This window comes from Acinetobacter modestus, from assembly GCF_014636095.1.
Lineage (GTDB): Bacteria > Pseudomonadota > Gammaproteobacteria > Pseudomonadales > Moraxellaceae > Acinetobacter > Acinetobacter modestus.
This window is the reverse complement of record NZ_BMDV01000002.1, coordinates 631,734-644,747: the sequence shown is the minus strand read 5'-3', so window position 1 is coordinate 644,747 and position 13,014 is coordinate 631,734. Positions and strand designations below refer to the sequence as shown.

The 13,014-nt window shown below is 35.6% G+C and carries 19 protein-coding genes; 7 read left to right on the top strand and 12 right to left on the bottom strand.

Annotated features, from left to right (window positions below):
• Positions 1-127 precede the first annotated feature (127 nt).
• Positions 128-355, top strand: a complete 228-nt coding sequence (locus tag IEV17_RS07335; protein WP_004661846.1) for a hypothetical protein — start codon at positions 128-130, stop codon at positions 353-355.
• 46 nt (positions 356-401) lie between these two features.
• On the opposite strand, the gene IEV17_RS07330 is transcribed toward IEV17_RS07335, so the two are convergent.
• Positions 402-1,139 (bottom strand): phosphodiester glycosidase family protein, encoded by a 738-nt coding sequence (locus IEV17_RS07330; RefSeq protein ID WP_004661845.1) that lies wholly within the window; start codon positions 1,137-1,139, stop codon positions 402-404.
• A gap of 171 nt (positions 1,140-1,310) precedes the next feature.
• On the opposite strand from IEV17_RS07330, the gene IEV17_RS07325 reads away from it, so the two are divergent.
• Complete coding sequence (locus IEV17_RS07325) at positions 1,311-1,853, top strand: lecithin retinol acyltransferase family protein (RefSeq protein ID WP_034601293.1); 543 nt, start codon at positions 1,311-1,313, stop codon at positions 1,851-1,853.
• Between the two features lie 21 nt (positions 1,854-1,874).
• On the opposite strand, the gene IEV17_RS07320 is transcribed toward IEV17_RS07325, so the two are convergent.
• Positions 1,875-2,336: a nucleoside deaminase gene (locus tag IEV17_RS07320; RefSeq protein WP_004661841.1), complete on the bottom strand. Its 462-nt coding sequence runs from the start codon at positions 2,334-2,336 to the stop codon at positions 1,875-1,877.
• A gap of 317 nt (positions 2,337-2,653) precedes the next feature.
• On the opposite strand from IEV17_RS07320, the gene IEV17_RS07315 reads away from it, so the two are divergent.
• Positions 2,654-2,911, top strand: a complete 258-nt coding sequence (locus IEV17_RS07315) for a YjhX family toxin (RefSeq protein WP_004661840.1) — start codon at positions 2,654-2,656, stop codon at positions 2,909-2,911.
• A 77-nt stretch (positions 2,912-2,988) separates the two neighbouring features.
• A complete protein-coding gene (locus tag IEV17_RS07310; RefSeq protein ID WP_004661838.1) occupies positions 2,989-3,492 on the top strand; it encodes a GNAT family N-acetyltransferase in 504 nt (167 codons plus the stop codon).
• Between the two features lie 99 nt (positions 3,493-3,591).
• On the opposite strand, the gene IEV17_RS07305 is transcribed toward IEV17_RS07310, so the two are convergent.
• The gene (locus IEV17_RS07305; protein WP_004661837.1) at positions 3,592-4,170 is read right to left on the bottom strand and encodes a YceI family protein; all 579 of its coding nucleotides are present in this window, start codon (positions 4,168-4,170) and stop codon (positions 3,592-3,594) included.
• Positions 4,171-4,396: 226 nt separating this feature from the next.
• On the opposite strand from IEV17_RS07305, the gene IEV17_RS07300 reads away from it, so the two are divergent.
• Complete coding sequence (locus IEV17_RS07300) at positions 4,397-4,807, top strand: OsmC family protein (RefSeq protein WP_004661836.1); 411 nt, start codon at positions 4,397-4,399, stop codon at positions 4,805-4,807.
• A 37-nt stretch (positions 4,808-4,844) separates the two neighbouring features.
• Here the strand turns inward: IEV17_RS07300 and IEV17_RS07295 are convergent, their stop codons facing one another.
• Both IEV17_RS07295 and tkt read right to left on the bottom strand, forming a co-directional pair.
• Positions 4,845-5,477, bottom strand: coding sequence for a hypothetical protein (locus IEV17_RS07295; protein WP_004661834.1), 633 nt, complete (start codon positions 5,475-5,477; stop codon positions 4,845-4,847).
• Positions 5,478-5,613: 136 nt separating this feature from the next.
• Complete coding sequence (gene tkt, locus IEV17_RS07290) at positions 5,614-7,602, bottom strand: transketolase (protein WP_004661831.1); 1,989 nt, start codon at positions 7,600-7,602, stop codon at positions 5,614-5,616.
• A 385-nt stretch (positions 7,603-7,987) separates the two neighbouring features.
• Between tkt and metK the strand changes: the two genes are divergently transcribed.
• The gene (metK, locus tag IEV17_RS07285) at positions 7,988-9,154 is read left to right on the top strand and encodes a methionine adenosyltransferase (RefSeq protein ID WP_004661829.1); all 1,167 of its coding nucleotides are present in this window, start codon (positions 7,988-7,990) and stop codon (positions 9,152-9,154) included.
• 50 nt (positions 9,155-9,204) lie between these two features.
• Here metK and IEV17_RS07280 read toward each other — a convergent pair whose 3' ends face one another.
• The gene (locus IEV17_RS07280; RefSeq protein WP_034601292.1) at positions 9,205-9,462 is read right to left on the bottom strand and encodes a hypothetical protein; all 258 of its coding nucleotides are present in this window, start codon (positions 9,460-9,462) and stop codon (positions 9,205-9,207) included.
• A 244-nt stretch (positions 9,463-9,706) separates the two neighbouring features.
• Here IEV17_RS07280 and IEV17_RS07275 point away from each other — a divergent pair, with 244 nt between their 5' ends.
• Complete coding sequence (locus IEV17_RS07275) at positions 9,707-9,889, top strand: hypothetical protein (RefSeq protein WP_004661826.1); 183 nt, start codon at positions 9,707-9,709, stop codon at positions 9,887-9,889.
• A gap of 43 nt (positions 9,890-9,932) precedes the next feature.
• On the opposite strand, the gene IEV17_RS07270 is transcribed toward IEV17_RS07275, so the two are convergent.
• The 6 genes from IEV17_RS07270 to IEV17_RS17180 all read right to left on the bottom strand — a co-directional run.
• Positions 9,933-10,496 (bottom strand): FxsA family protein, encoded by a 564-nt coding sequence (locus tag IEV17_RS07270; protein WP_004661824.1) that lies wholly within the window; start codon positions 10,494-10,496, stop codon positions 9,933-9,935.
• 200 nt (positions 10,497-10,696) lie between these two features.
• Positions 10,697-11,131: a putative hemolysin gene (locus tag IEV17_RS07265; protein ID WP_004661822.1), complete on the bottom strand. Its 435-nt coding sequence runs from the start codon at positions 11,129-11,131 to the stop codon at positions 10,697-10,699.
• A 115-nt stretch (positions 11,132-11,246) separates the two neighbouring features.
• Positions 11,247-11,522: a hypothetical protein gene (locus tag IEV17_RS07260; RefSeq protein WP_004661820.1), complete on the bottom strand. Its 276-nt coding sequence runs from the start codon at positions 11,520-11,522 to the stop codon at positions 11,247-11,249.
• Between the two features lie 24 nt (positions 11,523-11,546).
• Positions 11,547-11,708, bottom strand: a complete 162-nt coding sequence (locus tag IEV17_RS07255) for a hypothetical protein (RefSeq protein WP_004661819.1) — start codon at positions 11,706-11,708, stop codon at positions 11,547-11,549.
• 582 nt (positions 11,709-12,290) lie between these two features.
• Positions 12,291-12,509, bottom strand: a complete 219-nt coding sequence (locus tag IEV17_RS07250; RefSeq protein ID WP_004661818.1) for a cold-shock protein — start codon at positions 12,507-12,509, stop codon at positions 12,291-12,293.
• A gap of 396 nt (positions 12,510-12,905) precedes the next feature.
• A partial coding sequence (locus IEV17_RS17180) for a cold-shock protein (protein ID WP_227554461.1) occupies positions 12,906-13,014 on the bottom strand: 109 nt, incomplete at its 5' end.

Sequence of the window (13,014 nt, the reverse complement as noted above, 5' to 3'; positions counted from 1 at the left end):
CGTTAGAAACAAAAAGAATCATCGAAAAAACTGAAGTTCAACTGCTGCTTTTATCACTTAAGCTGACTTGTATTTTATTTTAAAGTGATTATATTTCGATCTATGTTAGGTTGTATATGAAGGCTCTATGAGTTTTTGGCAAAAATTGTTTAATGCAGATCAGCAATATAATGAACACAAGAACCAAACCTCTTGCGTTGAAAATGATTGTTCTTGCAAATCAAATGAACAACTACTGGATGCTTTAGTCAAAGCGACAGATGAAGATGTGATTAAAGGTATAAAGAAAGTCCTCATTTCCCGAGGCTATAGCCGCAAAGAGCTTCTTGCACTTATCAAGACGCCAATTCAATAAAAATAAGCGCTTCTCATCTTCTAATGCTTAGAAGATGAGAAGTTGATTAATTACAATTATCTTGAGCAATTTCACCAACGATTGGACCTAAATTAAAAGTCTTGTCATGACGTTTAGTTTCAGATGAATATAAACTTGAAATTGAACCATCCAAATATAACGCATTATCAATTTTTAAATTTTGCTTGAAGAATTGCGCAAACTGATAAAAATTGACTCGTTGTTGTGAAATCACAAAGTACACTTGATTGTTTCTAACACCTACTCCATTTCTTATTTTTAGAGAATTTGAATCGGCTAAAAATTGGCTATTTACTTGGCCTTTATAAACCAGGATTGGTCCAGACTGCGTAGCAAAGCGTGGCTTAAATCTCATGGATTTATAATCTGTCGTTGTTTTAATTACAGCATATTTATCATTCCATGCAAGCACACCATTTGGTTGCATAAAAAAATTACCAAATCCTTGCGCTTCATTGAGTTCAACAATTTCTTTACCCTCTTCAGCATATAAACCGACAGGTTGAAAATCAGGGTGATACATACCTGCGTTCATAGCAAAACTTAACTGTTCACATGTTGGAAGCATTTTTTGAATATGAGCAAATTTTTGATAATAACGAGCATTCTTTGGATCTTTTAGGAAAAGTCTGAGTTGCTGTAAATGGTCTACTTTAATTACATCATATGAAATATTGTCTACTTTAATTATTTGATGCTGCATCGCATAAACATGAGACATACCAATACTGACCAATGAGGCTATAAACCATTTTTTTAACATAATTTAATATTGTTCAAATCGACTAACCTGATTGTCCCATAATGTATTTCAACATAAAAAGAATAGATACAATCTCCACACATAATCGTATAAATGAGTCTTTAAATGCACTCGATAGATTCATATTTTTTGATTAAAATACATCTGTATATACAATAGTCTCGTATGAGTATGCAGCAAACACAGCGACATTTCCCTCTCGGTGCACACCTAATTGTTAAACACTTTGGTTATAGTCATCACGGTATTTATGCAGGTCGTGGACGAGTTATTCATTATTCAGGTTTTGCCCATATTTTTAAAAAACGTCCAATTGAGATGACCTCAATTCAGCGCTTCGCTCGGGGAAAACCGATTTATACGAGAAATTATAATTCCCCTCGTTACAAGGCGAAAGCGATCGTTCGTCGTATGCGCTCGCGTATGCATGAAAATCATTACCATTTGATTATCAATAATTGCGAACACTTATGTACATGGGCGATCACTGGAATTGAATCGAGTATTCAAGTTGAGCGTATGCAACGGCGTTTAGCAACGATTGGTTATATTAGCTCGATCATGAGTTATATGAATAGCATCATGTTAACGATTGCGACGGCTTGTTTTGCCCTCGTGTTATATATCAAAATGATGCTACGTCGGCAGGCAAAAAGATCAGTTCCTGCATATTTATCATTGAAGGATAAATACAATAAAAATAAAAGTATTTAGTTTTCTAATTTGCTCATAGATTTAATCAATCTGTTTGTTTCGCCATACTTCATATAAATCATGGTTATGATTTGGTTTTACTTGAACAAAAGTAAATTCTTGCTGACTCTCAGGTGGTACTCGTAATATTTGAGCAATATGTTCAGTAGACAAACCAAATGGCTCTGCATCTTGATTAGAAAATGCATAAAATACACAATTAATTCCCGCCATACGCATTGCAGCTAGACACATTGGACAAGGTTGCCCACTCGCGTAAACAACACAGTTTTCAAGATTTGGACTGGCTAAAGCTTTTCCTGCTTCACGTAATGCTGATAATTCTGCGTGTGCAGTAGGATCGTTGGTGAGTTTAATTTGATTCACACCAGTAGCAATCACTTTGCCATCTTTTACAATCACTGCCCCAAAAGGACGACCACCTGATTTTGCATTTTCTAATGCTAGATCTACTGCTTTCTGTATAAACTTTTGATCATCCATCTTTGGCTTATCCTAATAATCAAATTTAAGTGATACGTTTCAATGCCTTTATTATAAATTAATCAATAAAATCAAAACAATTATTGTCATCAGCTTATTGAAAATCAAGCAAATTTCACATAAATATTTACTTTTCTTTTAATCAATTATATATTTCCCATATAAATTTTTTATCCAATCTACATTGAGAATTTTATGTTGGAGATAGCAGTAATCTGATAACCATATTTCAATCGCACATTGAAATGGGTTATCAACGCGAATTTTCGGGCTAAAAGCCTAGCTTTGCTTTTGATTACTTATATTTGGATTCCAACATGAACCTATCCAAGTCTGAACAAAGGACTTTACACGTCTTAGCAAAAGGCGGAAAAATCGTAAAACTCAAAAATGAATCAGGACAACTCATCGCTGTAGAATGTTATAGCCGTGAAGGTTTTGTCTTATCTGATTGCACACTCGATGTTTTTCGAAAACTTAAGAAGAAAAGATTGATCAAATCACAGGAAGGTCAATCCTATCAAATCAACTTGAATGGGCTTAGAAACGTACGACCTCAACTCGACAATCAATAAATATCGACTATCACCTGATGAAGCTTAAAAGTCATTTTTCTTCATCAGTAATTTTAAAAAATCTTAGGTAATTAAAAATGAATATTTTAATCCGTGATGAACAAAACACTGACATCCAAGCAATTTTTGATTTAACAAAAAAAGCTTTTAATGATGTAGAACATACTAGCCACACAGAGCAATTTATCGTCAATGCGCTTCGTGAATCCAAGCAACTTACTGTCTCTTTAGTTGCTGAAACTCAAGGGAAAGTCATTGGTCATATTGCATTTTCACCTGTCTCTATTTCCGATGGTACGACAAACTGGTATGGCTTAGGTCCTATTTCCGTTCTTCCTGAATATCAAGGAAAAGGTATAGGCTCTAAACTTATGAAAGAAGGTTTGAATAGGATCAAGGCACTGAATGCAAAAGGATGCGTATTACTCGGTGATCCTAATTATTATGGCAAATTTGGGTTTAAGGCTGATGCTAGATTGATCTTAGAGGGTGTTCCAGCAGAGTATTTTCAAATTCTTGCTTTTACCTACATACCAAATGGCTATGTCATCTATTCAGATGCATTTAATGCAACAAAATAATAGTTGTAGAAAATCGTATCTGATCTACCACTAAAAAATTAAAAAACTCACGCCATAGATAGCGTGAGATTTTTTAATAAATAATTGATTTATTAAATATTACTTCGCAGCAGTTGCTTCAGTCGTAATATTCACAGTGATCTTATCTCCAACATTTGGCACGTAGTTACCGATACCAAATGCAGAGCGGTTAAAACTTGTTGTTGCATTGAAGCCAATCGCGGGTACTTTCGCCATTGGATGCTCGCCTTGTTTATTAAGCACAGCATCCAAAACCACAGGTTTAGTCACACCTTTTACGGTCAAATCACCTGTAATTTTAAAGTGCTTTTTGTCCTTAGTCTCGACTTTGGTACTTTTAAAAGTAATGTTTGGATATTTAGCAGCATTAAACCACGCTTCCTCCTGGAACTCCTTATCCAACGCAGGTACATTGGTATTTACACTGCCGATTGGAATAGTGACCTCAACAGATGAATTTGCTGGCTTGGCATTATCAACTTTAATCACACCCTGAATATCAGTAAAGTTCGCGCTTGGTGTAGAGAAACCAAAATGGTTCCAGCTAAACACGGTGGCGGTATGGGTTGGATCAATTTTATAGTCAACTGGTGCAGCCAAAGCGACTGAACTTGCGATGGCAACTGCTAAACCGAGGCTTAATGTTTTAAACTGCATTTTTCGTATCCTTGTTTGATATGTTGTTTAGTTTATAGATCACATAATTTTATTCACCATTCTTTATAAAACGATATGTTTCACCAGTGCAACAATAAAAGCGTTACAGTTGTTATGTAAAGCGAATATCATAAGACTATTCGGTACTATACATATCGTCGCCACAATGACATCATCAATTGACATACTTTTATTCAGATTTTAAAGATAAACAACAAGGTAGAATATGACACATACTGTTCAGGCCCAAAATACCACAACCCCTTATCGTGTAACGCTTACAGACTCTTCTGGTCATACCTGGTATGCAGATGAACCAACAGACAAAGGTGGTCAAGACTCAGCACCAAATCCAATCCAACTGGTACTTTCTGCTTTAGGTGCATGCACAACCATTACACTGGAAATGTATGCAAACCATAAAGGAATTAAACTTGATCATGTGCAGGTTGATTTGGCTTTAAACCCAAATAGTGAACCTGAATCAGGTCAAAACAATATTGAACGCAAGATTATACTAAAAGGTGAATTTACTGAAGAACAGCATAAACGCCTATTAAAAGTTGCGGAAAGCTGTCCTGTTCATAAATTATTAACATCGAATATTTCGATTCAGAGTGAATTAAGTATTGGGTAAGAGATATAAATATGGTCTTTATGTTAAAGACCATATTTTATAAAAAATTAATCTTGAACTGATAATTCAGTTCCTGACATTCAAATCCCTCCAACATCTTCCGAGGAATAATCTGTTTTGCTTCTGGGCTTATAATCATATAAATTAAGTCATACCAATTCACTTCATTCTTGTCATCTGGACAGTAAAACAGCTCTAGTTCCTGATCTAGCTTAATATATTTTTCACCAATACTTCTTAGCTCATAACCATATTTATTGGTTAAAAGTATATTAACCAGTTCTATAATTTTAGACTTATACTGTGGAAAAAACTCTGGTCTTTCAAAATTCTGGACCATCTCTAAGCTTGCTATTTTCAAAAATTGTGTTTCATATTCATTAGTACAATCGAGACCAAAAAATCGCCAAGCGGATAAATTTTCGAAATCTTTCAAACTCTGAATTAAAGATTCAGTATATTTAAATAGTTGATATTTACATAAATTCTGTTTTGGGTCTTCTGTGAAAAGAATTTCTGAGTCAAAAGCTATACCAAGTTCAGCCATAGCACTTTGTTCAAATAAAGCATTCCTAAGTTTTAAACGCCAGTCATCAAACTCAAAATAATAAGTACGGTTAGCAGCAATTCTACAAATCATTGAAAATAAATGTGGCGGTATATCATTCATAATAGTTTTATTTAGCCTATAAAAAATTAAATATTTAATAATTACTTTAATTATATATCAACATTGATTCGAGAAACTAAATTTACACATGTAAAAAAGCGCTCCTATTGGAACGCTTCTTATGCCACTTAAATCATTAAGCGGTTAATTCTTTAACCGCAGCAACAACTGCTTCAGTGGTGATACCGAAGAATTGGAATAAATCTTTTGCAGGCGCAGACTCGCCATAAGTGGTCATACCAATCACCTTGCCGTCTAAACCAACAAACTTCCACCAGTAATCCACATGAGCCGCTTCAACCGCTACACGCGCACGAATCTGTGCAGGTAATACCGCTTCACGATATGCAGCATCTTGTTTCATAAATTCTTCTGCACATGGCATAGACACGACACGCACACCATCAAGTTGTGCGTATGCTTCCATTGCCAATGAAACTTCAGAACCTGTTGCAATAATGATTGCTTTTAACTCACCTTTTTCTTCTGCAAGTACATAACCACCTTTTGCAGCGTTTTGAATTTGAGCTTCATTACGTGCTTGGAATGGCAAGTTTTGGCGAGAGAAAATTAATGCGGTTGGACCATCTTTACGTTGTAGCGCAGATTTCCAAGAAATTGCAGCTTCAACTGTATCGCATGGACGCCAAGTATTTAAGTTTGGCGTACCGCGTAACGATGCAATTTGTTCGATTGGTTGATGCGTAGGGCCATCTTCACCTAAACCGATCGAATCATGTGTATAAACATGAATCACACGTTGCTTCATCAATGCTGACATACGTACTGCATTACGTGCATATTCCATAAACATTAAGAATGTTGCAACATAAGGAACAAAACCACCGTGTAAAGCCACACCGTTCGCAATTGCAGTCATACCGAATTCACGAACACCGTAATACACGTAGTTACCCGCTGGATTTTCTTGTACGCCTTGGCAACCTTTCCAAAGTGTTAAGTTAGAGCCAGCCAAGTCAGCAGAACCACCTAATAATTCAGGGAGTAATGGACCGAATGCCTGTAAAGTATTTTGGCTTGCTTTACGAGTTGCAATGGTTTCAGCTTTTGCATTTGTTTCAGCAATAAATGCATCGGCTTGTGCTGCAAATTCAGCAGGTAAATCACCATTGATACGACGTAACAATTCAGCCGCTTCAGTTGGATATTTTGCTTGGTATTGAGCAAATAATTCATTCCAAGCTGTTTCAGATGTTTGACCTTTTGCTTTTGCATCCCAAGCTGCATAAACATCTTCAGGAATAACAAATGCGTCTTCTTTCCAGCCTAATGCTTCACGTGTTAAAGCAATTTCGTCTTTGCCCAATGGCGCACCGTGGCAATCTTCTTTACCTTGTTTATTTGGTGAGCCTAAACCAATAATCGTTTTACATATAATGATCGTTGGTTTATTGCTTTCAGCTTTCGCTTCAACAGTTGCTTGACGAATCGCATCAGCATCATGACCATCTACGCGAAGCACTTGCCAACCATAGGCTTTGAAACGTTGTTCAGTATCATCACTGAACCAACCTTCCACTTCACCATCAATCGAGATACCATTGTCATCGTAGTATGCGATCAACTTTCCAAGACCTAAAGTACCTGCAAGTGAACATACTTCGTGAGAAATACCTTCCATCAAGCAACCATCGCCAAGGAAACAGTAAGTGAAGTGATCAACAACATTTAAGTCATCTTTATTAAACTGGGCAGCCAACGTTTTTTCAGCCAAAGCGAAACCCACTGCATTGGCAATACCCTGACCTAATGGGCCAGTTGTGGTTTCAATACCAGGTGCATAACCTAATTCTGGATGACCTGGAGTTTTAGAGTGTAATTGACGGAACTGTTTTAAATCTTCAATAGATAATTCATAACCCGTCAAATGCAATAACGCATATTGCAACATTGAGCCATGACCATTCGATAATACGAAACGGTCACGGTTCGCCCATTGAGGGTTACTTGGGTTATGATTTAAAAATTCGCGCCAAACTACGTCAGCGATATCTGCCATCCCCATTGGAGCACCAGGATGCCCTGAGTTTGCTTGTTGCACAGCATCCATAGCCAAGACACGAATTGCATTTGCAATACGACGTTCATTTAAAGGGGTTGTCATAAGTCAGAATCCGATTAAATCAAATAAGATGAGAGAAGATGAGAAATCATCTTTCAAAAACTGCGACTATTGTCTTAAAAAAACAAGATGGGGTAAAGTGCAATACACGATATTTCTTATATTTTGATCATTCAAATACAATTCTTTATATAAATGCTCACCATCTAAACAACCACTAAAATGCATTCATTCCAATATGAAAATTTATAATTCAGAAAAACTTTATTAATTAAAGCATTAATATTAGTTTTACTGATACACATATCAATAAAAACACAATGAAAATGAAATAAATTCATGCATTTTAGTCAGCTTATGCTAGTCCTATCCGCCAAGTCGATGTAACATACTCTGTCTTTTTGAAAATAACCATGATAGGACGTTCATGCGCGAGTATGCTGTTTTTACTTCAGAATCTGTAAGCGAAGGTCATCCAGACAAAATGGCTGACCAAATTAGTGATGCTATTTTAGATGCAATCCTAAAAGAAGACCCGTATGCGCGTGTCGCTTGTGAAACATTAGTAAAAACAGGTGCGGTTGTTCTTGCTGGTGAAATTACAACGACAGCAAATGTCGACTTTGAAGCAATTGTGCGTCAAACTGTAAATGGTATTGGCTACCATCACTCTGATTTAGGTTTCGACGGATCAACTTGTGCCGTGATCAATATGATCGGTAAACAATCTCCAGAGATTGCTCAAGGTGTTGATCGCCAAAAGCCCGAAGATCAAGGTGCTGGCGACCAAGGCTTAATGTTCGGTTATGCAAGTCGTGAAACTGATGTACTGATGCCTGCACCAATTTCTTATGCGCACCGTTTGATGGAGCGTCAAGCTGAATTACGCCGTTCAGGTGCTTTGCCTTGGTTACGCCCGGATGCAAAAAGCCAAGTAACATTTGCTTATGAAAATGGTATGCCAGTTCGTCTAGATGCTGTGGTACTTTCAACTCAGCACGATCCTGAAATTAGTCAAGCTAACTTAAAAGAAGCTGTGATTGAAGAAATCGTAAAACCGATTATTCCTGCTGAAATGTTCCATGCGGGTACAAAATTCCATATCAATCCAACAGGTATGTTTGTGATTGGTGGTCCAGTTGGTGACTGTGGCCTGACTGGTCGTAAGATTATTGTCGATACTTATGGCGGTATGGCACGTCATGGTGGCGGTGCTTTCTCTGGTAAAGATCCATCAAAAGTTGACCGTTCTGCAGCCTATGCAGGTCGTTATGTTGCAAAAAATATTGTTGCAGCCGGCTTAGCAGATAAATGTGAAATCCAAGTCAGCTATGCAATTGGTGTTGCTGAACCAACTTCGATTTCAATCAATACTTTCAATACAGGTAAAGTATCAGACGAATTAATTATTCAATTGGTTCGTGAGCACTTTGATTTACGTCCTTACGGTATCACTCGTATGCTGAACCTAATTCAGCCAATGTATAAGCAGACAGCTGCTTATGGTCACTTTGGTCGTGAAGGTTCAGATTCTGCATTTACTTGGGAAAAGACAGATAAAGTCGAAGTTCTTAAAGATGCTGCGGGACTATAAGTTTATCGCTCATAAAAAAGTTCGCAAATTGCGAACTTTTTTATTTGTTATTATTTATTAGATTCAGCACTATCTTGTTTAAACATTTCAAATAAAGAACTTGTCTGAGTTGGTTGATCTTCCTCATGATGTAATGAATATACATGTACCATCTTAATTACAAGTACAACTACAAAACACGCAGCTACACAGAACATCCATAAACCATAAGGACTTCTAATATGCTGAGAACCACAATAAGGGCATTCCTTATCTGTTGAAGCGACTACCTTGTCACAACATGCGCAATGATATTGATATAACATCATTCCTCCTTCCACTTACTATTTTTTTATTTTCTTTTTACAACAATTTCTTTCGTCACACTTTTATCCTATGAGAAAAAAAATCAGAATTCAATCTAGTTTTAAAGGCAATTCATTCAAATTAACAATTCTCTTGGATACATTGTAAAGAAGATATACAAAGCTAGATTCAACTAACGCTCAGTATTATTTTGATCTTTCACATAATTTGTTAAAATATATCTTTCAAATCATAGATGACATCAATATGGCTCAATTGATCAATAAAGGTGGATTTCGTGAACGAGCTAATCGAAGTCGTTCATATAAACAATCTGAAAATGAAATAACAAATCTTCCTCCTACCCACTATCAACCTCAGAGCAAAGAACAACAAACACCAGACAAAACAGAATCTAAACAAGAGCAAAGTATAAAAAATGAAATATAAAAAAGCACATCAACTAGGATGTGCTTTTTAAGCGTATCAACAACTAATTAACATCTTTGAATTCAATCTTCTTTTGATCAGGTTTAACTTCTCTCGCTTCGCCATCAATAATGGTTGAGTCACGATATTGACCACCACCTTGTTGTTGATTCTGCATGTCCTGCATTTGACGCATGAGATCAGCAAATGGATTCTGACCAGCAGCATTACCACCCATTCCACCCATCATTTGATCCATCATAGCCTGTTGACGCTTTGCCATTGCTTTCATCAACATATTTCTAAATGCTGTTTGAACTGCAGGAATTAAAACTAATACAGCCAATACATCAGAAATTAAACCAGGAATCATCAACAAGAAACCCGACATTGCAATTGCTAATTTCTTAGTAACAGCAGGATCAGCTCCAAGTTGACCTGTCATCTGCATTTGTTGCAATTGCGGCATAATATTAGATGTACTAGAACGAACGAGATTCAAACCCACGAAAAAAGTTATAACAAACCAAAAGAATACGTACCACATACTCCCAACAAGGTCGCCCACGCCGATCCATACTAATATCTCAGCAATTGCGCCAAACACTACGATAAGAAGTAGATTCATGTCAAAGTTTCGTCTATCTCAAAAATTAGAAAATAAATACAGTGATTATACTTTTGGTCAAAGCCAAAACGGAAAATATTACTGCAATACTATAATTGATGGGTACAAAAGTAGATTTATCAAGGTCTATTTTTCATTTAGATGAGAAAAGCTTTCAAATTGATGAATACCAATTTGAAAGCAAAGACTTATTTTATAAATTAACCACAATTAGCACTAAGGATTTTTTTAGATTGCGGATCAATCGTTACCGTCACTCGATTTTCACGGTAATCCATCGTTACTGGCTGATTTGGTCCTACACTGCGCACAACTTCGGACTTGGTTTTTTGCTTAATTTGCTGTTCGGTTAAACCAGTCTGCCCTACAAGTTTTTGTGCTTCATCAGCAACACATTTACTTTGATTTGCACGGAAAAATGCCCATTCCTCAATCACTTGCCCATTAGGTAATTTACAATATCCAGCCTGACCATTTGCCTCATTACGAATCTCAAGCTGGCCTCCTTGTTCAACGCAGTATTGACTTGCAGGATTTGCCATACCAATTTTAGGTGGAGTAACATCTTTGCTGGGTGTTGAAGAACACGCTGTTAATGAAGTAATTGCTAAAGCTAAAAATAGAATTTTTTTCATAATTTGAAATCTTGCAAAAATTTAAAGATAACAAATAAATCAAAATATTATGTCTATTATTTGAAACAAAAACTCCAATCTCAGATCAACAATAAATAATAGATAAGTCTATAAACTATCGGTTTTTTGTCATTTGATAGGCTTCCTGAGCAATCGCCAATCCAGCCTTTTTAGCAGCATCAGATTCTTTCGCACCACTCGTTTTCTCTTGCATGCTTTCCTTAGATGTATTTGGAGTATAGGCTTGCGGAATATTTAGCTTACTTCCTATTCCACTGCAAGGTTTTGCTTGATAAGTGACGGCACCTTTTATCGTACATTTGTATATTTCCCCAGCAACAACCGTATTACTAACAACCGTTAAAAGTATCAAAACTAAATTTTTTTTCATTTATAAGCCCCCCTAATTTCAAAATTATTGAATAATGATATATTCAACACGAATAGCCTCATCAATCAAATACTGATCCTTAATCACATAGAAATAAGGTTTGTGTTCAAGCCACTCATCGATTGCTAAAATCGCATTTGTATATCCAGTCAGAGCTGAGAAATCTTTTATTTCGATGTCATCCATAGGCTTACCCTTTTTTCTTAAGCCTAGCATAGAGTGAATATTTAGATATAGTTTAAAACTCAATCTTAATAGTCATTTTTATTGATGTTAAAATATAAAGATTATTAAAATTTTATAACTAAATTATTTTGAACATTAATATTATCAAATATTTAAAAAATAATAATATAAACCACTCAACAGAGACTTAAAGCTTACTGAGCAATTGTTATTAATAAAAAAGCACCCTAAGGTGCTTTTTTCACTAGAAGCTCGTTGCGATCAAAACTACGAAACTAAACAACAACGTACCTATAGATCGTTTACAATGTACATGAACTTCTTGCTCAAACCCTTGAGTCAATTGCTCTAAGTTTTCCATAACTTTGCGCTCATTTAATGTACGGCAATTGTTAATTTGCCTAAATAATCCACTAGTTAAAATTAGCAAAAAGTCTAATAACATGCTAGGGCAATTTTTTAACCAAAAGGTTAAATTGTGACAAAAATAGGTACATTACAAGAAATAATGATGATTAAAATTTATAGATTCTATCCGAAAATTAAAAAAGCTCACTATTGTGAGCTTTTTTAATTAGATGTTTAGTTTTGAGCAATTACTGTAATACCAGTTGCTTGAGGTCCTTTTTTACCATCAGCAATAGTGAATGAAACACGTTGCCCTTCGTGTAAAACCTTAAAACCGTTACTTTGGATTTCACTAAAATGAGCAAATACATCTTGCCCAGAATCCGCATGAATAAAGCCAAAACCTTTAGTTTCATTGAACCATTTAACTGTACCAGTCACAGTGTTAGACATATACTTAACCTATTAGAAATATTTGGAATGCTTAGTAGCAAGTAACTTGGAATCATAAACTCTGAGATTAAATCTGATAACACGAAAGGTTTATCTAAACTACGAGATGAAAGATTTTCTGAATCAACAGTGTTATTCTTCTAGTTATTATTCAATATACACCACTTTACTTTTTCGGCACAAACATTATCTAACTCTAGATGAAAGATTGGAATAAATTAGTTATTTTACTAAAAAATCCTCTTAAAAAACAACCTCTTTCAGCATTTCAAAAATTGTAAAATTTCATTTATTTCAATCAAATAATTATATTTAAAAATTATTTTGATGCTTTTCTCGCACATAAAAAGCATCAAAAAAGCCCACATATGTGAGCTTTTTTTACTGGTCTAAAAATTAGATAACAGTGATGAGAGTTGCTTGTGGTCCTTTCTTACCTTGACCAAGTACGAAAGAAACGCGTTGGCCTTCTTGTAATACTTTAAAACCTTTGCTTTGGATTTCG